Annotated in this window: 16 protein-coding genes; 1 reads left to right on the top strand and 15 read right to left on the bottom strand. The window is 44.1% G+C overall.

Translation table 11 applies throughout. The features are described from left to right. Positions 1 to 94 precede the first annotated feature (94 nt). The 11 genes from ACYVAA_RS08585 to ACYVAA_RS08535 all read right to left on the bottom strand — a co-directional run bounded on the left by ACYVAA_RS08585 (position 95) and on the right by ACYVAA_RS08535 (position 14426). Positions 95 to 1873: a TrkH family potassium uptake protein gene (locus tag ACYVAA_RS08585; RefSeq protein ID WP_460540541.1), complete on the bottom strand. Its 1779-nt coding sequence runs from the start codon at positions 1871 to 1873 to the stop codon at positions 95 to 97. A 75-nt stretch (positions 1874 to 1948) separates the two neighbouring features. Beyond that, positions 1949 to 2752, bottom strand: coding sequence for an ion transporter (locus tag ACYVAA_RS08580; RefSeq protein WP_460540539.1), 804 nt, complete (start codon positions 2750 to 2752; stop codon positions 1949 to 1951). Between the two features lie 43 nt (positions 2753 to 2795). Then, entirely contained in the window at positions 2796 to 2966 is a 171-nt protein-coding gene (locus tag ACYVAA_RS08575; RefSeq protein WP_460540537.1) for a YqaE/Pmp3 family membrane protein, read from the bottom strand. Positions 2967 to 2978: 12 nt separating this feature from the next. Further along, positions 2979 to 4106 carry an AI-2E family transporter gene (locus ACYVAA_RS08570; protein WP_460540535.1) on the bottom strand — a complete coding sequence of 376 codons (1128 nt, stop codon included), beginning with the start codon at positions 4104 to 4106 and terminating at the stop codon, positions 2979 to 2981. Between the two features lie 79 nt (positions 4107 to 4185). After that, positions 4186 to 5250 carry a hemolysin family protein gene (locus ACYVAA_RS08565; protein WP_460540533.1) on the bottom strand — a complete coding sequence of 355 codons (1065 nt, stop codon included), beginning with the start codon at positions 5248 to 5250 and terminating at the stop codon, positions 4186 to 4188. A gap of 646 nt (positions 5251 to 5896) precedes the next feature. Beyond that, positions 5897 to 8776: a TonB-dependent receptor gene (locus ACYVAA_RS08560; RefSeq protein ID WP_460540531.1), complete on the bottom strand. Its 2880-nt coding sequence runs from the start codon at positions 8774 to 8776 to the stop codon at positions 5897 to 5899. A 90-nt stretch (positions 8777 to 8866) separates the two neighbouring features. Continuing rightward, on the bottom strand, positions 8867 to 10057 hold the full coding sequence (locus tag ACYVAA_RS08555; protein ID WP_460540528.1) for a hypothetical protein: 1191 nt from the start codon (positions 10055 to 10057) through the stop codon (positions 8867 to 8869). Positions 10058 to 10251: 194 nt separating this feature from the next. After that, entirely contained in the window at positions 10252 to 11223 is a 972-nt protein-coding gene (locus ACYVAA_RS08550; RefSeq protein ID WP_460540526.1) for an AAA family ATPase, read from the bottom strand. Between the two features lie 223 nt (positions 11224 to 11446). Further along, positions 11447 to 12100, bottom strand: coding sequence for a pseudouridine synthase family protein (locus ACYVAA_RS08545; protein ID WP_460540523.1), 654 nt, complete (start codon positions 12098 to 12100; stop codon positions 11447 to 11449). 191 nt (positions 12101 to 12291) lie between these two features. Continuing rightward, positions 12292 to 12771, bottom strand: coding sequence for a DUF2867 domain-containing protein (locus tag ACYVAA_RS08540; protein WP_460540521.1), 480 nt, complete (start codon positions 12769 to 12771; stop codon positions 12292 to 12294). A gap of 353 nt (positions 12772 to 13124) precedes the next feature. Next, entirely contained in the window at positions 13125 to 14426 is a 1302-nt protein-coding gene (locus ACYVAA_RS08535; protein ID WP_460540519.1) for a Gfo/Idh/MocA family protein, read from the bottom strand. Positions 14427 to 15006: 580 nt separating this feature from the next. On the opposite strand from ACYVAA_RS08535, the gene ACYVAA_RS08530 reads away from it, so the two are divergent. After that, entirely contained in the window at positions 15007 to 17643 is a 2637-nt protein-coding gene (locus tag ACYVAA_RS08530) for a glycoside hydrolase family 2 protein (protein WP_460540517.1), read from the top strand. Between the two features lie 199 nt (positions 17644 to 17842). Here the strand turns inward: ACYVAA_RS08530 and ACYVAA_RS08525 are convergent, their stop codons facing one another. From ACYVAA_RS08525 to ACYVAA_RS08510, 4 genes are all read right to left on the bottom strand, one after another. Beyond that, positions 17843 to 18622: a protein kinase family protein gene (locus ACYVAA_RS08525; protein ID WP_460540515.1), complete on the bottom strand. Its 780-nt coding sequence runs from the start codon at positions 18620 to 18622 to the stop codon at positions 17843 to 17845. Positions 18623 to 18656: 34 nt separating this feature from the next. Further along, positions 18657 to 18902 (bottom strand): hypothetical protein, encoded by a 246-nt coding sequence (locus ACYVAA_RS08520; protein ID WP_460540513.1) that lies wholly within the window; start codon positions 18900 to 18902, stop codon positions 18657 to 18659. 188 nt (positions 18903 to 19090) lie between these two features. Then, positions 19091 to 22246 (bottom strand): efflux RND transporter permease subunit, encoded by a 3156-nt coding sequence (locus ACYVAA_RS08515; protein ID WP_460540511.1) that lies wholly within the window; start codon positions 22244 to 22246, stop codon positions 19091 to 19093. Between the two features lie 16 nt (positions 22247 to 22262). Continuing rightward, the gene (locus ACYVAA_RS08510; RefSeq protein WP_460540509.1) at positions 22263 to 23309 is read right to left on the bottom strand and encodes an efflux RND transporter periplasmic adaptor subunit; all 1047 of its coding nucleotides are present in this window, start codon (positions 23307 to 23309) and stop codon (positions 22263 to 22265) included. Between the last annotated feature and the right edge of the window lie 9 nt (positions 23310 to 23318).

The raw sequence follows: 23318 nt of genomic DNA, 5'->3' as shown, positions 1-23318 counted from the left end.
TTAATAAGTCATTTACAAACAGGCCTTTACTTTCAGACCCCTTTAATAGTAGGATTACCTACTGGACATATGGTTCCTTGACCGAACCTCTGCTTTAGGTGATAAAGACATTTTCCTCAGGGTATCGATAACTCAAATTATTCACCGTCCTGCTTAGCGCTATCAACATGGTCAAAATCCCTACCCTGCCCACAAACATCGTCAAGATCAACACCAATTTGCTCCCGAAACTTAAGCTACCTGTGATCCCTAAACTCAACCCCACGGTAGAAAATGCAGAAAAAGCTTCAAAAAGCACACTCATCAGGGGCAGCTGACGGTCAAAAAACTTCAAAGCAAAAACGGCCACACTGATCATCATAAACGACAGGAAGGTTACCGCAAAAGCCTTCTTTAAAGTATTGACAGATATTTCCCTTCTGAAGACCTCCACCCGGTCCTTGCCCTTGGCGATGCTGAAGGTACTCAGCGTGGCCACCGCAAAGGTACTGGTTTTCAATCCTCCTCCTGTGGAGCCAGGGGAGGCCCCTATCCACATCAACAGGAGATAGATCAGTACCGTCGGCGCTGACATGGCTGTCATTTCCACCGTATTGAACCCGGCAGTCCTTGGTGTCACCGCACCAAAAACCGCCGTAACAAATTTTCCATAAGGACTCAAACCGCTTAAAGTGTGATCCGACTCAAGTATCCAAAAGCCTACAAAGCCCAGCACGATCAAAGCACCCGTGGTCAGCATTACCAAACGGGTACCAATATTTACCACTCTGGGTCTGTAACGGTAACTTTCATTGAAAAAGAACTTTCGATAAAGCCCTTTGACCACATGTTTGAAATAACCATAATAATTGAGGACAACAGGAAAACCGATCCCCCCCAAAACAATGGATGCAGCAATAACCAAATGCATGTTATAATTATCCCTAAAGCCCTCCTGGTACAAGCCCTCGCTGAGAATACTGAATCCTGCATTGCAAAACCCGGAGATACTGTGAAAAACAGCAAAGAACACCATTTCTCCCAGCCCTTGGAAAAGCCCCTCATCCAAGGACATAAATATAAGAATCGCTCCGACCGCTTCCACCAAAAAAGTGAATAAGACGACCTTCATCAGAGTGGCAAAAATTTCCCCAAAGCTCTCCTCATTGATAAAATCCCTCAAAAACAATTGATTTTGAACGCTAAAACTTCCTTTAAAAAAGAAGCCAAAAAAACTGGTAAAGGTCATCATCCCCAAGCCACCCAACTGAAACAACAACATGATGATCAGCTGGCCAAAAAGGGTGAAGTCCTTTGCGGTGTCCAAAACAATCAGGCCCGTAACACAGACGGCACTGGTAGCGGTGAACAGGGCATCAATTAGATCGATCGATCCAGTGGTGGCGTTTGGCAGTAAAAGCAATACCGTCCCAATTAAGATCAAGACCAAAAAACTCAAAATAAAGATCAAGGGAGGATTTAACCGAAGCTGGTCTATTCCCAGGCTGATTTTGGAAAGTTCAATAAGAAATACCACTCCTATCAGCAGGTCGACCAACACCCGGTCTGATGCCACCGTTGACAATACCGAGAGTCCAGGCATGGTATAATCTGTAAAAATAAAAAGCAAAACTATGCTGATCACTAAAATAGCTACCAGCTCCGAAAGCCGCCTTTTATTCAGCGACTTACTGACTTTTGCCATGAGATAAAGTACCACATAACCTGCCCAGATCAGGGACAGCATAACCTTCAAAGCAAAATAAAACACCTCTGAATCCAAAAACTGCTCCTTGAATCCCTCCTCATAAATTGCCAGGGCAAATCCGGTAAAGCTTAAAACCAGGATAATTTTCTCAATGATCCGCTTGACCTGCTTTTTATTAAACATCATGACCTTATTTTTCAAAGCGGTGAATTTAGCTAATATGCTCTTAGTTCAGTGAAGTCCCTGGGTATTCTTGACGACCTACAATCTTGTCCCACAATATTTGCAGTGATAAGCATCCTCATCATGCCCGACGGCATGGCAGGTATGGCAGGCCCGTAAGTCCTTTCTTCTACGGTTATTGGAAGCATTGATCTCTGAAGTGACGATTCCTGTAGGCACAGCAATAATGGCATATCCCAGTAACATGATCAAAGAAGCCATCAGCTGCCCAACTGGAGTTGCTGGGGAAATATCCCCATAGCCCACCGTGGTCAAGGTCACCACTGCCCAATACATAGACATGGGGATGCTGGTAAAGCCGCTTTCGGGCCCTTCAATAAAAAACATGACCGTCCCCATTACCAGAATGATGGTGATCACCGAACCTAAAAACACCTGTATTTTCAAGCGGCTGTTGTAAAGGGCCTCTGTCAGGACTTGTGCTTCCCGCATATAACGGCCCAGTTTCAAGACCCTCAGCACCCTAAGAAACCTCAAGGCCCTCACTACTGCAAAGAAGTGACTGTTGGCCACGACCAAACTGATGTAGGTAGGCAATATTGCCAGCAAATCCACCAAACCATAAAAACTAAAAACATAGCCCAGGGTCCTCCGGCTCAACCAAACACGTAACAAATACTCAATAGTAAAGAGAATGGTAAATCCCCATTCCAACAGGTAAAAAAGATTCCCATAGGCTTCGCGCAAATGCCTCACTGAATCCAAAACCGCGACGATTACACTACCCAAAATAGCGATCAACAAAACCACATCAAATCGCTTGGAAGCGACATCGTCGGATTCAAAAACAATGTGCGCCAGCCGCTTTCTATTCAGCATCATAGTACTTTAGTTCAATTTATTTAAGCACAGCTTCTTTTGCCGGCTACTTTTCACTGTTTTTGGCAATCACCCATACCGCATGAACAATCCCTGGAATAAAGCCTAGTAAAGTCAGTAGTACATTGATCCAAAATGATTTCCCCAAACCAACAGTAAAAAACACCCCTAGGGGAGGCAATAAAACAGCAAAAATAATGCGTAGTAGACTTTTCATAGTTTTATGGAATTAATCGGTTGATTCACTTTCTTTTTTGTCCAGCTTGTGTTTTTCACTCAAATACTCCTGCGAACTTCTCTGGAGATGCTCCTCCGCTGGCTCACCGATCAGGAAGCTGAACGGCTGAGTGGAATCCGTCATTTCAAATACCACCTTGATCACCGCGACCATGGGAATAGCTAAAATCAAGCCAGCAAGTCCAAATAGCATGCCTCCCAACAGCAAGGATATAATTGCCACCAAAGGATTTAGACTTACCCTTCCCCCAACAATATTGGGGGTAATAAAATTACCTTCCAGAAACTGTACCACTTGAAACCAGCCGATCACGCCCAAAGCATACCAATAGCTGTCCATGGTAGCCAATGCGAACAAGGCCGGAATGATAGAACCAATGGCCACCCCAATGTAAGGAATCAGGATAAGAATGGCCGCCAAAGTCCCAAAAAACCAAGCATATTCCAAGCCCATGATTAGCAGTCCAATGGTATTGAGGATGGCCACAATCCCCATAACGGTTACCAGTCCCAACAAATAACTTTGGATCACATGATAGATTTTGTTGATGGTGAACATGACTTTCTCAGCAGGGACGCCCTTTATGGCCTGGATGAGAAAATCCTTGAAGAAATCCCTATAATAAAGTAAGAAGAAAGTATAAAGCGGTACCAAAACGGCATTGGCCAAGGTTCCCCCTGCCGAACTGAAGACCGTGGTCAGGTAACTCCCCACACTGGACAATGAACTATGGGCCTCTTCTCTTATTCTACTGGTCAGTTCACCTGGCTCCAGGTTAAATGTGGCCTCAAACCACTTTTGGATACTATCGTATATCCTCCCAAAATTATTGGCGATGTCCTGACCATCTTTTCCGATCACGATCACTTGGTGGACGATAAAATACATCAGGCCCGAAAGCACCAGCGAAGCTATGATGACCGAAATAATGGAAGCAGCAGCTCTGGGGAGTTTGATCCTTTCCATTAAATCACATAAAGGGTAAAGCATGATGGAAATAATCACCGCAAACATCAGGGGGACCAAAACACTTTTGAGGAAGTATGCCAATGCTACTGTCAAAAACAGTATTATCAGTTTAGCTGCCAGTATTACACTACTGGGATATTTTTGCTCCATAAAAAAACACCTTTTTTGCCGTTTTAAGCTAATTCAAATTTTCAACAATTATGAAAAAAAACCATCACTTATCTCTTTTTCAATCAATATTTTCGCCGGGCCTATCGAAAATCAGGCCCATTTTTTTTGCCCTTTCCTCCCACTTGTTTCTGGCAAGTACCTGCATGTCTTTCTCCTCATCACTTTCATCCTGGATTTCCAGTCCGAGCAGTGTTTCCAAAATATCCTCCATCGTCACGATTCCCGACATCCCGCCATACTTATCCACCACCAGCGCAATATGTTCCCGCTTGTTTAGCATCATTTCCAAAACTGATGGTATTGGATAATGTTCGTAAACAATGGCAATTTCCCTTTTCAGTTCTGCCAGTTTTTTCTCAAAGTGATCCTCGGCCATTTCCGCAAGGACATCGTACTTTAGAATATAACCCGTAATATGATCGATGGTTCCGCTGAAAACAGGAAACCTTGAAAACCTTCTGGAGTCTTTTTTGGAATAAAAATCCTGGACCGTTTCGTTTTCCTCTAGTGCTACCGTCACCGTCCTGGGAGTCATCACATTGGCCACAGTGATGGAGCGGAACCGGATCAGGTTTTGGATGATCTTGGATTCCCCTTCATGGAAGACCCCCTCCTTGGTAGCAATGGTCGCCATGGCCGCCAGCTCTTCCCTGCTCATCGTATGCTGCTCCTCTGTTTTGAAAAATTTGGTCAAAAATTCCGACACTTTTACCAAAGGGTAAAGGCCATAAATCATCAACCTAAGCACCGCCCCTATGTACGGAGCCATCTCCTTCCAATAGTTGGCACCAATGGACTTGGGAATGATTTCCGAAAAAATCAATATGGCGATGGTAAGGCCAGCCGATATCCATCCAAAATACTGCTGTCCAAATACCTCTACTGCTTGGGCTCCTACCCCTGCCGCTCCCACGGTATGGGCAATGGTATTGAAGGAAAGGATCGCTGCCAATGGCTGGTTGATATTTTCCTTCAAATGCATCAGCTGTGTGGCATAGCCTTTTCCTTTTTCCTGTTGCGAAGCAATGTAAGATGGCGTCACACTTAATAATGCAGCCTCCAAAGCAGAACAAAGGAATGAAATGCCAATGGCTAAGAAAAGATAAAGCAGTAATAAAGTCATAAAAGGAATCTGGATAACCGTCAATTAAATTAGCAAAAATAAATAGGTCCATCAATCTGGGCAGAAAAATTCCCCTCATCTTTATTTAGAAATTGAGTATCCTTGTACTCCTTTAATCAAAGAAGGGATCAAGCGTAAAAGTTGGGGAGGCAAAATATTTGATATGCTTTCTTTATTGTCCTTTATGTATATCCGCAAAGACACCAGTAGCTCTAAATTAGCAAACCATCTCTCACAGAAACCCGCAGAAAAGATTTTTAATTCCGTGTAATTCTGTGGATTCCGTGAGAAATAAATTTAATGGTGTAATTACGGATAATCGTATTGTCCTTTATTTTATTGACTACAGATGGATAAAGATAAACACAGATAAGGCTTTGTGTTCATTATAAATCTGTGTGCATCCTATTTTCCCCGGCTGACTGGCGAGGCAGGTCGGTGGTTTAAACTAACCTTATCCTGATATGGATAGATGGAATTTAAGCTTGATTTATCAGTATCTCCAGAAATATTGTTTGATCCCAAAGGGGTCCACCAAGCTCTCCATTCCCAAATATCATTGAAGTACCTCCACAAAAAAAACGCGGACATTGCTGCCCGCGTTTCTATATTTATAAAGGTTAATTACTAACTCATGAATGCACTCTTAGAATGAGTAAGCAAATTTCACACTTACTTTTGTTCCTGGAGTTAAGCTGGTGAAGATCTGATCCTGTGCATTATAAGACCTAAATACTTCCTCTTTTTTATCGTTCAACAAGTTGGACACTTTTACCCCTGCGTTGAACCTTTCATTGGCACCAAAAGACTTGTTGACATTCAGGTTAAGGCTGTGGAAAGGTACCGTGTAAGTATCCGTTCTATTTCCGAATCCAATATAAGACAAGGTAGCACCTTGAACGTTATAATAGACACCTGCTTCCCATCCTTTTTCCCAGTCTTCATAAGCCAAGCCGGTGTTCACAATATAAGGAGCCTGTCCTGCCATATCTCTGGTAGAAGAAACCTCTTCACCTTCTCTTGCAGAAAGCTGTCTTGATTTCAGTTCAGAAGCTGACATCTCAATCTTAGACTTCGCCAACGTCACATTGGCATTGAAGAAGAATTTTTCAGCTGCTGGCGTGATTACGTCCAAAGACTTTCTGAACTCTAGCTCTAGACCTGCCACACTACCGTCACCCACGTTTCTTGGCTGGAATGCTCCCGGATCAGAAAGGAACTGTACCATTTCGATCGGATTAGAGAACATCTTATAGAAGGCGCTGACAGAGAAGATCTCTCCACGCTTAGGAAACACTTCCCATCTCGCATCAAAGTTGTTGATTCTGGTTGCCTGTAGGTTACCGTCCCATAGGATTTCAGAACCTCCATTGGTTCTCTCCTCAAAAAGACCACCGATAAAAGTCCTACCGGTAATCGGGTCAAGGATCTCCGCAAAGGATAGTTCCTTAAAGGAAGGCCTTGCAATGGTTTTGGAGTAAGAGAATCTCAAGTTTTGTGTTTCAGCCACTGAATAGATCAGGTTCAAAGTCGGGAACAGATCCAGGTCATCCATTACCTTTTCATTGTTGAATACAATGCTTCTGTCCTGGTTACTTCCTGTATAGAATTGCTGATATTTCTCCATTCTTACCCCAATTACCGCCTTAAGCTTTTCAAAAGGATTCGCCTCTGCATTGACGTATACCCCTAAGTTGTTGACGCTGGCATTGTATTCGTTAGGGTTGTTTGGGATAAACAATGGGCTGTAACGAACTCCGTTGATATTATCACCTGAGAACAGGTTTTCTTCCTGGAAGATCTCATTAGGGTTTCCTGTAAATTTGGTATCCCCTACCTCAAACATAAAGCTTTGGATCAAGAAGTCTCTTTCCTTGTAAGCATAGCTGGTTCCAAATCCAAATTTGGCCATTTTATCATTGAAAGTGAAGTTCTTCGTCACATCCACTTTTCCGACAAGGTTATCCTCATCCAGGGATCTCCAGATTCTTTGTGGCAAGCCCACTTCTGTAGAAATAGCGTTATTGGTATTTCTGAATCTTACAAATCTTACATCTGGATCGTCTATAGTAGAACGGGTAGGAGAAACTTTCCATCCCAATTCCCAATCGTTGGTCGCTCCTAACTTGTGCTCACCACTCAAAAGGATATTGGTCAAGGCTCTTTGGCTGTACTCCACATTGTATTGGTGTGCTCCGAATTCAGTTCCTACGTTATTGCTCTCAAAACCGAATTCACCTACCTTAGACTCTCCATTTTGTAGACGAAGAACATTAAGCTTGTACTTGGAAAGTCCTGTTTTAAAGGCAACTCCTGCCAGACCACCGAGGAGTACGTTGTTCACCCCGTAATCTCCCATTTGCTTTTCCAAAGGAGTCAACTCATATTCTCCTTCATTACTTGGCTTACCGTAAAGGTTATACTCCGCATCTTGGTAGAAAGAAGTCTCATTGCTATAGGTCAGGGCCAAGTTGTATCCTAGCTTGTTATCTCCCACTGACACTTGGTTACCAAAAGAAAGTCCTACACTCATATCCATCAGGCTTCCATCTCTGTAACCTCCCATGGTAGGGTTAAACCTTCTAAGGATGGACTGGTATTGCTGTCCTTTTTCACCGTCGGGATTGCCTACTACGTGGGCATATTGAGGGAAATTATTGCTTCCTCCCGTAGGGATGTCTCTGTAGCCATTATCAAAGCCCAAAAAGTCGGTAGAGCTTCCGTTTGTTCTTAAATAGCTGCTATTAAAGTGCATAGATGGGTTATAACCACCGCTCACACTTACTTTAAATGTCTTTTCTTCAGGAAAATCCTTGGTTTCTATATCCACTACACCTCCGGTAAAGTCTGCTGGCAGGTTACTGGTAAATGACTTGGATACGATAATATTATCAACCACGTTGGTTGGAAAAATATCCATCTGGATAGAGTTTCTGTCCGGATCCAGGCCAGGGATGTCCACACCGTTCAATACCGTTTTGGTATAGCGGTCTCCCAAACCTCGGATGTATACGTATTTTCCACCTTCGATGGAAACACCCGTTACCCTTTTGATGGCAGAAGCAGCATCGCTGTCGCCGATTTTTCTAAAAGTAGAAGCAGAGATACCGTCAATCATGCTGGCAGCATTTCTTTTCACGGTCATCAAAGCGGTTTCAGTAGTTCTGATAGCCTGAGCCGTAACCACCACTGATTCCAGTTCAGCAGTGCTTTCAGCCATTTTAAGGTCACTAAGCAATGTCACCTCACCAGGCTTTACCTCCACACCACTGATTTCTAGTTTGTTGAATGAGATAAATGAAGCAACGATAGTATAAGTTCCTGGAGCAAGTTGGATTTCAAATTCTCCGTCCAGGTCCGTAACAGCACCGGTTTGTGTTTCTTTTACCAAAACAGAAACCCCTATCAAAGGTTCTCCTAAACCTTCGTCAATAATGCTCCCTCGAATTGTCCCTTGCTGGGCAAATACAAGATTTGGTAGAGCAGCAAGCACCACTAGGGCAACAGCTACAAGAATTTTTTTCATTATTATTATTGTTTACAGCTAACGATTATAAAGATGAAAAAGTGAAGAAGAAGGGATCAGGATTGATCCCTTCATATAGGTGATTGATAATTATTTAAGCGCATTAAGTGTTCCGGATACTGAAGTCCAAGACCATCCTTCGAAGGCAGTCTTGTCAGCTCCTACAGTGTTCTCATTTTCAGCTACTACATTTACATTCAAAGCTGAACCATCAAGGAATACATCCGTCAAAGCAAGACCTTCAGGAAGTGTCACTTCTAGGTTAGTCAGTGTAGAAGTGAAATCTACAGGCATTTGATCGAACGTCTGAGTGCTGATGTTAGTGAAATAAATGTTGGACATATCCACGTTGGTGTTGTTATCGTTGTCTACCAACTTAGCAGAACCACCAGCGATTACAGTACCGTTGATCAAGGTATAGTTTCCGTTTTCGTAAGAACCTTCAGGACCGTCCAATTCAAAGCAGTTGTCACCAGTATTTTCAGAGTGTGCTATGATAAAGTTGTCCAGCGTTCCGTTCCAAGCTTGGTCAGCATCAACTGCATCGTCTTTTACATTCCAGAATACTACGTTCTTCACGTTTACAGTTCCACCGAACCACTCGATACCATCATCTTGGTTAGAAACAACCTCAATGTTTTCAATTACAGTAGCTGATCCTACAGCACCCAAGGTAAGACCGTTGATCTCGTTACCTTCTCCGATATTAGCTCCACCATGACGGATAGAGATATATTTCAAGACACCAGAGTTGTCTTCATCATCATTTCCTCCATAAAGTCCGTTAGAATCGGATGGTGGAATACCTTCGATCTGAGCTTCCGCAACATCACCAGGAAGAGATGCCTTAGCTTTTCCAAGCACGATAAGACCTCCCCAAAGACCGTCCAATTCAGGATCAAGGTTAGGGCTGGCCACTTGACCTGGCTCGATTTCATCCGCAATAGAAGTAAAGATAATTGGGGAAGTCGCTGTGCCTTCGGCCATCAATTTTGCGCCTCTTGCAATGATCAAAGCAGTAGCGTTTGCGCCAGAACCTGCTTCACCTTTTACAACTACACCTGGCTCAATGGTCAGGGTAGCTCCAGCTTCCACCACGATTCTTCCTGCAAGGATATATGTCTCACCTGATTCCCAGGTCTCATTTTCCTTAATATTAGAGCTGACTACATTCTCCTCATCATTACCAGGATCAACAGTTGGCTCATCATTATCCTCACATGATGTAAAGATTACCGATGCACCCATCAGCAAAAAGAACAGTAAATTGAGTTTTTTCATGACTATGAAATTGATTTAGTTTGTTTGCTTTTTTTTGTTTTCGCTCCACAAAACTGTATCAATTTTTCCTGTCACGGGAATTTTTCCAATTATGTATTTTTTAAAAAAGAACCGCTGTTTTAATATTTAATTAACAAGAAACACAAAAAAAAGCCCCTGATCTCTCAAAGGCTTCTCAAAACGCTCATAAAGCATTATTTCAATGTTACGGATTTATTAATTGGGATCTTATCCAAGATAATTTGAATCAAGTCCCGGGTGTCAATATTGTCTGCTTCCGCCTCATAATTAAGGATTATACGGTGGTTGAGCACATCTTCTGCCACCTCTTTGATGTCTTCTGGGAGTACATAATCCCGGCCATCCATAAAGGCCACCGCCCTTGAAGCAAGGTTAAGATTGATGCTGGCCCGGGGAGATACCCCGAACTGAATGTACTTTGCCTCCTCCTTCAGTCCATACTGCTCCGGGAAACGGGTCGCAAATACCAATTCAATGATATAGTTCTCCAGAGGCTCCGAAATCTGCACCTCGTTGATCTTGTTACGGATTTCAAAGATGTCCTCCTTGGACAATATCGCCTGCACATCAGACTTAAAACTCATATTGGCCATACGGCGCATCACTTCCATCTCTGAGGCCTTGTCGGGATAGTCGATATGTACCTTCATCATAAATCGGTCCACCTGGGCCTCGGGAAGAGGATAGGTCCCCTCCTGATCCACTGGGTTTTGGGTGGCCAATACCAAGAAAGGCCTGTCCAGCTGAAAAGTAGTTTCCCCGATCGTTACCTGCTTCTCCTGCATGGCCTCCAGTAATGCAGACTGTACCTTGGCGGGAGACCGGTTCACCTCATCAGCCAAAATCAGGTTCGAAAAGATCGGCCCTTTCTTTACTTCAAAGTCCCCATTTTGCTGATTATAGATCATCGTACCGATCAGGTCGGAAGGCAAAAGATCCGGAGTAAACTGTATCCTGTTGAAATCCAAATGCAGGACTTTCGCCAAAGTGTTTACGGTAAGGGTCTTGGCAAGCCCCGGAACACCTTCCAGCAAAATGTGTCCGTTCGTAAAAAGCCCGATCAAAAGCCTGTTGACCATACGCTCTTGTCCTACAACTACCTTCTTGACTTCATTGATCGCTTCCTGAATCTTCTCCTGATGCATCTGTTATGTTGATTATTCGTTATTCGTAATTGGTTACTGGTTATTTGGTTATTCTTTATTACCTAAGGGAACCTGTTTACTGTTCCCGGTCGACGGTCGATAATCCACTGACAACAGTCCATTGATCATCCTATTAAGAGTCCTTGCTAAATTAAGAAGCCTAAATTAGAATAATTTGGCATTTAACACAATTTAACAATACCCAAAAAGACCGTTGATATGCTTAACGTCTTTTCCTGAAATGACCTTTGCCCTGCCTTTTACCTGAATGGTCCCTGTTTTCTCCCAAGCGCTTTCTATCTACCTTCAAGAGACGGTAAAGCTCTTCCTGTTCATACTCCCTGACTTCGCCCACTTCAAAGCCCCCAATGGTCAAGCCTTCCATTGACCACCTCACCAGCCTCAAAGTGGGATATCCCACTGCAGCGGTCATCTTTCTGACCTGCCTGTTTTTTCCTTCTGTAAGCGTCAGCTCCAGCCAGGAATCGGGCACGGTCTTACGATAACGGATGGGAGGGTTCCTTTCGGGTATTATTGGGGCATTTTTTTTCAGCACTGCCTTCGCAGGCAAGGTGTGGTGCACCTTGCCATCTACCTTTATGTCCACCCCTTGTTCCAAATTATTTATGGCCGCTTCATCCGGGACTCCCTCCACTTGGGCCAAATAGGTCCGCTTATGCGCAAAACGGGGATTCAAAAGGTAATGGTTCAAGGGCTTATCATCGGTAATCAGCAAAAGTCCCTCACTGTCCTTGTCGAGCCTCCCCACCGGATATACTTCCTTAGGGAAGTCGGCCACTTCCTTCAGCGTGTCAGCCTCTCCGCTAAACTGGCTGAGAATACCAAAGGGTTTATAAATCACAAAATATCGGGGCATAGTCAAAAGGTTAATTAGGGGCAAAGTTTGGGAATAAAGGGGGTAAAAGCAAAGATCCCAAGCCTATCTTAAACTTAAAACAGTTAAGTGCAGGCTAACTTTAAAGAATTTTATTGCGCAAGTGGCAAACTCCTCCTTTCTATGCTTCCAAGTTTTGTATTATTCCCTGTAGCATTTTTGGGACCACCATTTTATGGAAGGGATCTGACAGGCAAGAAATATAGTCTCCCAAAAGAGTTATTGAATTTTACCGCCGTGCTTATGATCAATCTTTTCTTTTGATGATCAGTAACAACAGGCTCCCAAAACAGTGATACACGAAAGTCCAAATGCTTGTCGTTTTCTCCCAAAACCACTTCATTTTGGCTTTTACTGAAAACTTTAAAGAGCCCGAGCTGCTCTCCTACCTCACACTTAAATTCGTCAACTTCCTGCTGCCTGTTTGCTTGGCCTCCGGAAGTTTTCAGCCCGAACATCCTTACAATTCCATTTCTTAGCGCAAACAGCTTATCAACCCATTTGGGACTGCTCGTAAAAAAGGCTCTTCCAATATCAGTACTTGTAATGACTTGATCTGGATCAGCCAGCTCTCCCTCAAAACTATCCGTATAGTCGTATAAAATCCCTGCGAGAACAGAATTTTGGGGCAGTTCGGTTTTTGAAACGGTCATGGTTAAAAGTAGTAGGAAAGGGCTAATTAATAGTTATGGAAAATCACAAAAAGTAACCAATATAATATTTAACAGGATAATGATATGCTTTTCATAGCCGCCTCTTTGTTTTATCGGCTGATGGTTTTCAAAAGATTAAACGTAATTTTTCAGTTAAGCAGTTAAACAAGCAGGCTTGTCCCGCACAAGTTGGGCAACTACCAGAACAAAAAAACTCTCTTCCCAATATAACGAAGCCATAGATGTACCATGCTCACTTCGCCTGTGTACACCTAGCACAACACTGGACGAAAGCATTTTTTCACCGCAGGTCAGACCTACGCTGAACCCGCAGTGAAAATAGCTGATCAATGTTATACCTCAAGCTTCCATCCTCCTCGATAGGGACGGCCTAACAAATTGTTTGCGTCATCATCATTGATAAACACTTCCTTTTTTGGATCCCATTCCAGCTCTCTTCCCAGCTGATAAGCTATATTGACGACATTGCACAGGGCCGAGGTACTATGGCCGATAGCCACATCGCATATGGGTTTCTTTCTATCTTTTATGGCATCAAACCAGTTCTGATAATGATCATCGCTATACTCCAAACGGATATCTGAATCTTTGATTTTCATCTCCGCCAAGGATTCTGGACTTGTTTTCAGGTAACCTCTGGAGATATCCACTGTACCCTTCGTACCAATGAACCTCACCGCATTTCCTTTTCCCCAGTCTTCATGGGTCATCACAATGCCATTATCATAGATCATTTTCATTCCATATACCGCTCCCGGCTCCTTCGGCGGAATGTATTTCACCGGTGCTGAGCCGTCCATACCAATGCCCCACTGGGCAATATCAAACATATGGGCTCCCCAATCTGTGATATCTCCTCCGCCATATGGCCTATACTCTCTCCAATCAGGATACCTCATATTTTCACCCTCCTTGTACATCGGAGCCAGTTTCTCATGATAGCCCCTGTACTCGGCAGGCCCTACCCACATGTTCCAATCTATCCCTGCTGGGGTCTCCTGAACCTCTATATCAAACAAACGGGAAGGACGGCCAATATTCACCTTGATTTCCTTTACTTCTCCTATATAGCCATTGCGAACCAGTTCGCAGGCCTGCCGGAACTCTTTCCAGGATCGTTGCATGTTACCGGTCTGGAAAACACGGTCGTATTTACGTGTAGCGTCCACCATGGCCCTTCCTTCCACAACCGTAGCAGCCAAGGGTTTCTCACAATAAATATCCTTACCTGCTTTAGCTGCCTCCACGGCTATTAAAGCATGCCAATGGTCCGGAGTAGCGATAACCACCGCATCAATATCAGGACGTGCCAATAAGTCCCTAAAATCGCTGTGAATCTTCACCTCTTGGGAAGTACCCAACTTCTCTTTGTTCAGTTTCTCTGCATCTTCCTTAAACTTATTCCTATTAAACGTCACCACATCTGAACAGCCTGTCACCACAGCTTCAGGACACTTCATCAGGAAATTCAATAATATAAAGCCCTGTTTCCCTGTCCCTATAAATCCTAGTCGTACTTTATCAGCCCGTGATGGGGAAAAAGCAAATGAGGAACCGGCCATAGCAGAAACCCCCATGGCAGCCAAGGAGGTTTGGGCAATAAATTTTCTTCGTGTTAATTTAGGTTTTGTCATTTTAGTTTAAGGTATTATTAGTTTATTAAAATATGCAGTACAATTCATGTGCTAAAATCTTGATTGGTAGATAGACGAAAAGTAGTTGTTATTGCCTCCCTTTACCCTCAAGCCTACCTACCGATCAAGAAAGATACATTTTTTCAATAAAAAGCTCGAATGAATTCTGTTTATCTTAAGCCGGATGAAAAGAAAGAGGCATTTTTTGTCGAAATACTGTACTTTCCAGCAAAAACAGTTTATAACGCCAAGCCATTCTTTAAACTCCCGTGAAATCAACCCGAACAGTATTCTTAAAACAAAAGGTCTTTTTGTCCCTATGTAGTGAAAATTAGCATTGATCTTTAACTTTTCAAGTTTTTTTTCACCCTATCAACAGCACCATGACAAAACCACCCTTATAAACGGACGTAAAAACACCCCACAGACCACAATTAAACATAAAAACTTATAAAATAGGCTTAAAAAACAACCTTATTTTTCCAAAAACCCAAACTACATCAATTTTTTAATTTATCTTTAAGGGTGTTTTGTGATTTTTTTACATAACACATCAATCATTTACCCCTAACTCAACCCTATGAAAACTCATCATTTATTATTAGCAATCTGCCTCTTCTCTTTATGCTGCATTCAGATGGCTACCGCCCAGAATCGCTATGAATTGGACAGCGACTGGTTCTGCAACCCTATTTTGGAGACCGAGGCAAACGGAACAGAAATTTCCACCACCAAATTCCAACTGAAGAACTGGATGCCTGCCACCGTACCGGGTACAGTGTTGACCACCCTTTTGAACAACGGGAAAGTACCCGACCCATTTTATGGGATGAACAATGAAAAAATCAAGGATATCTACGATACCGGCCGAGAATATTACACCTATTGGTTTGTAAAGGAGTTTACTGAAACCGCCAAAAACAGTGAGCAGGTTTGGCTCACCTTTCGCGGCATCAATTATAGCGTGGATGTATTCCTCAATGGCCAAAAGGTAAACAAGCAGCCCATCAAAGGAATGTATCTGCGCCAGCAGTTCAACATTACTGAACTTTTAGCCAAAGATGGAAAAAATCGTCTGGCCGTATTGGTACACCCTGCCGATCATGTCGGCAACCCAAATGGAGGACAAGGTGGTGACGGTACCATTGCCAAAGGCGTGGCCTTGCAATACACCGCCGGATGGGATTGGATCCAACCCATAAGGGATAGGAATACAGGGATCTGGGACAAGGTTTTTATCGAAAAGACCCAATCAGTTAACCTCAAAAACCCGCATATTGTCACCTTGGTAAAAGGAAAACGACTTCCAGGGGAACAGCAAGAACCGGCCACCATAAAAGTATCCACAGAGCTGCAAAACACAAAAAATACTCCCTTGACGGGCACGGTGCAATATACACTGAAAGGAAAAACCATCACCGAAAAAATCTCACTTGCCCCTAATGAAACCAAGGAAGTGAGCTTGCCCGATTATACGCTGGAAAACCCCAAACTATGGTGGCCAAACGGTTATGGAGAACAGCACCTATATGACATGGATATCCAGTTCATCGAAGATGGCAAAGTTTCCGATAATGAGCATGTCACTTTTGGTGTCCGTGAAATTCAAACCGAGTGGAATGAACATACCAGAAGTAAACAGATTTCAGTCAACGGGCAAAAAATATTTATCAAAGGAGGCAACTGGATCATTTCAGACGCAATGTTGAGGTTCTCTGATGAACGTTATGATGCCGAAATACGCTTTCACCGGGACATGAACCTAAATTTGGTACGTATCTGGGGTGGTGCTCTTCCGGAGCGACCGGAATTCTACCAAGCATGTGACAGGTACGGACTATTGGTGATCCAGGATTTCTGGATTTCAGGGGACTGCAATGGCCGATGGTTGGATCCTTATAAAAAAGAGGATCAATGGACCAGAAGACAATATCCCGATGATCACAACCTATTTATCGAATCAGCGGAAGATGTGGTAAAAATGCTGCGCAACCACCCCTCTTTGGCGATGTGGTGCGGAGGCAATGAAATCACTCCTCCAGCCGACATCCTTCATGCCATTAAGAATGTCATCTTACCGAAACACGATGGCACCCGCTGGTTTATTGACTATTCGAACTCCGATGAAATGTCCTATAACTTTCTCGGAGGAAACGGAGACGGCCCCTATGGAATACAGGATATTTCCACATTCTGGGCGGAGCGAACGTGGCCATTCAATTCTGAGGTAGGGTCTGTGGGTACAGGAGATGCCGTTTCCCTTAAGCGGTTTTTGCCCGAAGAAAACCAAGTGATTCCGGTAGAACTGGAAGAGACCGAAAAGGTAAAGGATGAAGTATGGAGTTACCATAAATACATCGATTATGCCAATTCCATGGAACCCTATGGATCCCCTAAAGACATGGAAGACTTTGCAAACAAAGCCCAATTGGTAAATTATAACCAGTACAGGGGCTTGATCGAAGGGTTCTCCTCCCACATGTGGGACTGGTATACCGGAGTGATCATCTGGAAAACCCAAAACCCCTGGACGGCATTGAGGGGACAAATGTATGACTATTACCTGGATCCCAACGCCTGCCTATATGGCCTACGCACCGGCAGTGAAGCAGTTCATGCCATGTATGACCCCGTAGAAGGCAACATCATGATCGCTAACAACACCTTTGAACAGCAACATGACCTCATGCTACGGGTCACGGCCTATGATATGGATGGAAACAGCAAAAACCTCACTCAGGTATTCACCTATATTGAACCCAGCAGCATCCGGCTGATTTTATCCCTTCAAAAAAGAATTGCTGAATTGAGTGCCGATAATGGGATGTTCCTTTCTGTTCAACTGCTGAATGTAAACAAGGAATTGGTAAGTGATAACTTTTACTGGCTACCTGATGCCGAAGGAAACTATTCGGGATTACAAAGCCTCAAGGAAGCGGAAGTCACGGCTACTGCTACCAAAGTTTCTGAAAATAAAATCAAGCTGAATATCAGCAACAATTCCGGTAATCCGGTTTCTTTCTTTAACCGTGTTTCTTTGATCGATGCCAAAACCAAGGAAAGATTATTACCTACTTTCTTTAGTGACAACTATATTTCCATTGTCCCTGGAGAAGAAAAAACCATTTTACTGGAAAATAATCAACTATCAAATACGGGTGCATTGATTGAAATAAGTGGCTGGAACGGCACGGTCAAAACAGTTCCTATTCGCTAAATCCTCCCCCCAAAAAAAATAGCGGACATGTTAGTCCTCTAATTAAAACTGGACCCTTTTCTCCTAAAGCACCATGGCTACTTCACACCGCCATCGGCATAGGGGACCAGGGTCCAGTTTTCATTTATAGTGACCTTATTACTTCAGCGGTCATTTTCCGTATCCCGACAATCCGGACTACCCTTTATAGGATCAGTCCCTATTGGTGCTTGACCGGCCTCATTGTAAAATTGATCCAGTTTTTATATCGCTTAAGCCTGGCCTTCAACTTGGCCCTTACACTGCTTTCATACTTATAATCGTAATAAAGCTTCAGCTCTTTTAACAAATCAACATTTCCTAATTCTGCATACTTTCGAATCAGGTAAGTCATCATCTCAGGAGCCAGTCCCAACCTGCCGAGGTTTTTTGCAGCCATTTTTTCGTTCACAGGAATGAGCTTCATGCGATTGTTATCTATCAGCGCAAAATCATATCCTTCTTTATTTTCCAAAAAGAGAATATTGTCCAAAGTATAATCTTCATGATAAATACCTTCCCGGTGCAATTTGTAGGTAAAACGGGACAGATTGTCAAGGAGCTGCTTTGTCATCATTTGATCCTCAAAATTGAAAGATGAAAGAGGCCGGTAATCCGTGAATAAAGCCACAAAATACCCCGATTTCAACATCCCATTTTGCATACAGTCAATATAAGCTATAGGCTGAGGGGTTTGAATTCCCTTTTCCTTTAATATCAACGCATACTCATAGGCCCTACTTGCTTTTGTGGGACGAAAAAATGCATAGATGAATTTATTTGCCAGGTAGATTTTACGAAATGATTTGATAACGATCTTAACCCCTTCTACCTCATCAACCCTGACGTGATTCCGTAAATCATAAATCAGTTCTCCCCTATCGTTGAACTTTTCAGGTATCTCCTTGATGTACTCCCGAAGGTGCTCAAAATGAGGATGAACTTTTATTATTTTTTTCATACTCTCGATGGATAAAAATGCTACACTGCAGGCATTAGTTTCGATATTCCACCATGTAACTGATCAACTCAGAAGGGCAATTGATTAAATCCACCTCTTCTTCCTTGAGCTGCACGTTCAGAGCGTCTTCCACATCGTAGATCAAGCCGCCCAGATACACTTTGTCAAAGCCCATGTCCTTGACAAAATCTGATTTCTTCACCTTGGAGATCGGAGAAATACCATATTTCCCCATCACCTCAATCATTGCTTTGATTTTTCTAAAGTTAGTCGTTTTCATTGTTTTTTTCTATTAATGACGAACATAAGTAGCTGATTGTCTCAACTCTACAGATTTAAGACACCTCATCTACGGTTTGCCCTTACCCAAGACAAAAAATCAGTGTGGCTTACGGGAAATCAGCACAAGACCTTTTCCGTTCCTTATGGCAATCCCCGAAAGCCAGCACTAATCTATCATCAAACACACTATACGTATTCTGCTACCTCTGACTCCGCTTCCACCAGCTCGGATTCTTCAATTTCGATTTCCTTTTTCTTGTCTTTTCCAAATTTGGCCAGCATCCTATCAAACAGGTAGTAAATGATCGGCACCACCACCATGGTCAAGAACATGGAGGAGATCAAACCTCCGATAAGCGCCCATGCCAAACCATTTTTCCACTCCGCACCGGCTCCGGAAGCCATTGCAATCGGCAACATACCAAACACCATCGCCAAGGTCGTCATCAGGATCGGACGGAAACGGATCTCCACCGCCTTGATCAATGCCGCCTTTACCTCCAGTCCCGCATCCTTCAACTGATTGGTGAAGTCCACCAACATAATCGCGTTTTTCGCTACCAGTCCCATCAGCATGATCAAACCCAAGATGGAGAAGATGCTAAGGGAAGAACTGGACAATGCCAAGGCCAACAAGGCTCCGATCACCGCCAATGGCAGGGAAAACATTACCACCATAGGATAGACATAGTTATCGTACAAGGCCACCATGATCAGGTAAATCAGTAGGATGGAAGCCAGCAAAGCCACGCCAAGACTGCCAAAACCTTCTTCCTGCATCTTAAGGTCCCCCTCGTAAGAAATACTGACCTCCTTGGGAACTTCCATACTGGCTATGGCAGCTTGGATCTCCGCTCCTACAGTACCGGTGGTTCTTCCGGACACCTGGGACTGAACAGTCACAGAGCTGATCCTATCCTGACGCTGAAGCTGGCTAGGCCCCTCAGAAGGGATGGCCTGGGCAAATTGCTTGAGCAAAACGGTCTGTCCCTTATTGTTTACAAATGCCAGGTTTTCAATATCCCTCACCGATCTTCTGTCAAACTCATCCATCCGGATATTGATGTCGTATTCATAATCACCGTCCCGGTATTTGGTATCACTATTACCGTTGAAGGCTACCTGCATGGTACCCCCTACCATGGACATGTCCAATCCTAAATCGGCCATTTTTGCCCTATCTACCTCGACCCGTATCTCGGGATTTCCATCCTCCATGGAAGTCTCCACTTTTCTCGTGCCCGGCACTTTCTCCACCACTGCCAACACACGGTCGGAGAAATTTTTGAGGGTATCCAGATCAGGGCCGGAAAGTACAATCTGAATAGGGGCATCATTGGCCGTACCGGTGATACTGATCGGAACTGCAGTAAATTCAGCCCCAACTATATTTTCCTCCAAAGCAATCTCCATTTCCTTGGCCAACTCCGGAGCAGAGATATTACGCTTTTCTGCATCCACCATTTTTACCGTAATTTCCGATGCATATGGGGTAGCCTGGCTTCCCGACATGCTACCGGTGGTCTGCCCTACCGTAGTGAACACACTGGTGACCAATGGATTTTTGGTAATAAAATTCTCGGCTTCCCTGGTGGTAAAATTGGTTTCCTCCAAAGTCGCCGATTTTGGCAGCTCCAGACGGATGATAAACTCTCCCTTGTCTCCTTCACTGACAAACTCACTGCCGATAAAACCATTACTCACCAGCATAAAGGAAGAAACAAACATCACAAAGGTCACTGCCAGGGTAAGCACCTTATGGTTAAAAGCCCACTTCAAGATGCCGGTCAGCCAATCAATAAAAGCGTCCAACATGGCCTCAAACCCGTTCACTATCCTTCCAAAAACACTTTTGGGATTGATATGCTCCAATTTCGAGAAACGCGAAGTCAATAGCGGAATCAAGGTAAAAGCCACCAGCAAACTCATCAGGGTGGCCACAGCTACCGTAATACTAAATTGGGTCAGGATACCTGCAATCAATCCACCGGTCATGGAAAGTGGCACAAACACGACCACAATCACCAAGGTAATGGAAGTCACTGTCCCTCCGATCTCACGGATACCATCATAAGAAGCCTGAATGGCAGACTTTCCCTTTTCCATATGCCGGTAGATATTCTCGATCACCACAATGGCATCATCCACCAAAATACCTACCACCAAAGAAAGGGCCAGTAAGCTCATTAGGTTCAGCGTAAAACCAGCCAGGTACATCACGGTGAAGGTTGCAATAATGGAAGCCGGTACCGCAATCATCACAATCACCGCGTTCCGGAAACTGTGCAAGAAAAGAAGCATGATGACCGCCACCAATCCCACAGCAATGACCAGATCATGAATTACGGCATCCGCTGCCTCCAGCGTAAACTCAGAAGAGTCCTGCGAAATTTCAAACCTCAGCGCTTGGTCCTGATAAGTGGTTTCCAATCCGACCAAAGCCGCATTAACTTCCTCTGCCACATCCACCGCATTGGCATCAGACTGCTTTTGGATCGTGATACCTATGGCGCTGTTGCCATTCAACCTACTAAGGATCTCCTCGTCCTTACTAGAGTCTACCACCTCTGCCACATTCTTGATTTTGATGGGCGAACCTTCAGCATAAGCTACAACCAACTCTCCTATCTCATCCACTTGACCAAACTTCCCCGCCAGTCGGATCAGGATTTGTTCATCATCACTCTTCAATTTCCCCGTAGGGAAGTCCAGATTGGCCGAAGCAATCGCCTGATTCACCTGCAAGGGCGAAATACCATAGGTTTCCAGCTTGTTTTGGTCAAGGTTGACCTTGATTTCCCTTTCTGCACCACCCAACAAGTTTACCTGAGCTACCCCGTCAATCTGTGACAAGGTCGGCTGTATCCGCTGGTCCATCAGGTCATAAAATTCCGTGGCAGTCAGGGAAGAATAGGCTCCCATCTGCATGATCGGCATATCATCCAAGCTGAATTTGCCCAAGGAAGGCGGATCCGCATCCTCTGGCAAATCGGCCAATACAGCATCTATTTTCCGCTGCGCATCCTGAAGGATGACATCCACATTCACATCATCATCCAGTTCGATGGTAATGATGGAAAAACTCTCCAGTGATGTGGACTTCATCACATCTATCCCCTCGAGGGAAGCCAGCGCATCCTCCAGTTTCCTGGTCACGGAGTTCTCCACCTCTGAGGGTGCTGCGCCTGGATACATGGTGGAAACCGTCACGACATTGGGACTGAACTTAGGCAAAAGCTCATAAGACATCTGGCTGTAAGAAAACAGTCCCAGCAAGGTCAAAATGGTAAACAGTACCACCACCAGGGTGGACCGTTGTATGGATATTTTAGTTATCTGCATTTCCTTCTATTTTTTCTTACAGTTCACTTACCGCAGTACCGTCCTTAAGGTTGATCAAGCCTGAAGTCACCAGCTTATCCCCTTCTTTCAATCCATCCAGCAACACGAGCTTGTTTTCCCCCATCTGGGCCAACTTCACTTCCTTCAGTACCGCTATGCCGTTCTCCACTACAAATACTTCAGGCTTTTTCACTCCGCTGACCAAGGCCTTTCTGTCGATCAGAATGGCTTCTTCAGCAGGATAGTTGAACGATGCATAAGCAAACATCCCCGGCTTGATTTGATCAGTATTCCCTTCCAATTCGATTTCCACCTCGTAGCGCAGTGAAGCGTCTCCTTTATGGCTGGTAAATGTCACCTTGCCTTTGAATTCATTTTCGGGCATCACCCCCACTTTTATCCCTACTTCATCGCCTTTGTTGATGCGGGCTATCTCCATCTCAGAGACACTCACCACCAATTTGAGCGGTTGGACATTGACAATATCCGCTACATCCATCCCCGGGCTCATCAGCGTACCGATCTCGATATGGTCTTCATTGATATATCCGGAAATGGGCGCGGTGATCAAAGTATTGGCCAAGCGTTTCTTGATCATCTTCACCTCAGACTCGGACATCTTTGCCCCATTTCGGATTTCCTCCAGTTGTTTTTCGGTAATCGCCTCAGTGCCCGCAAGGTTTTCATAGCGTACAAGGTCCCTTTTACTCTGCTGTAGCTTGACTTCCGCAATGGCTAGCTCCGACTGCAGCAGCTCATCGTCCAGCTTCACTATGACATCCCCTTTGCGAACATATTCTCCCTTCTTCTTGTAAATCTTCAATACTTTACCGCTTGCCTCTGATTTCAACTTCAGCTCCTGACTGGGCTGGAAGGTTCCGTTGGAAAGGAATGAAATCTCGTTTTCGGTTTTTTTGATCACTTGGGTTCTAACCGGTATCGCCTCACTGGTTTTCATGGCCTGTTCGGCTTTTACCTCCATTTCTTGCTTATTCTTAAAAAGTGTAAAGCCAATACTTGCCGCAATGGCGACCAATACTAAAGGTGTGATAATCTTTTTCATAGCTTTTGA

Source organism: Echinicola sediminis (genome assembly GCF_054777495.1).
Note: the sequence above shows the minus strand (reverse complement) of the source record. Positions and strands in the feature narration are given on the sequence as shown.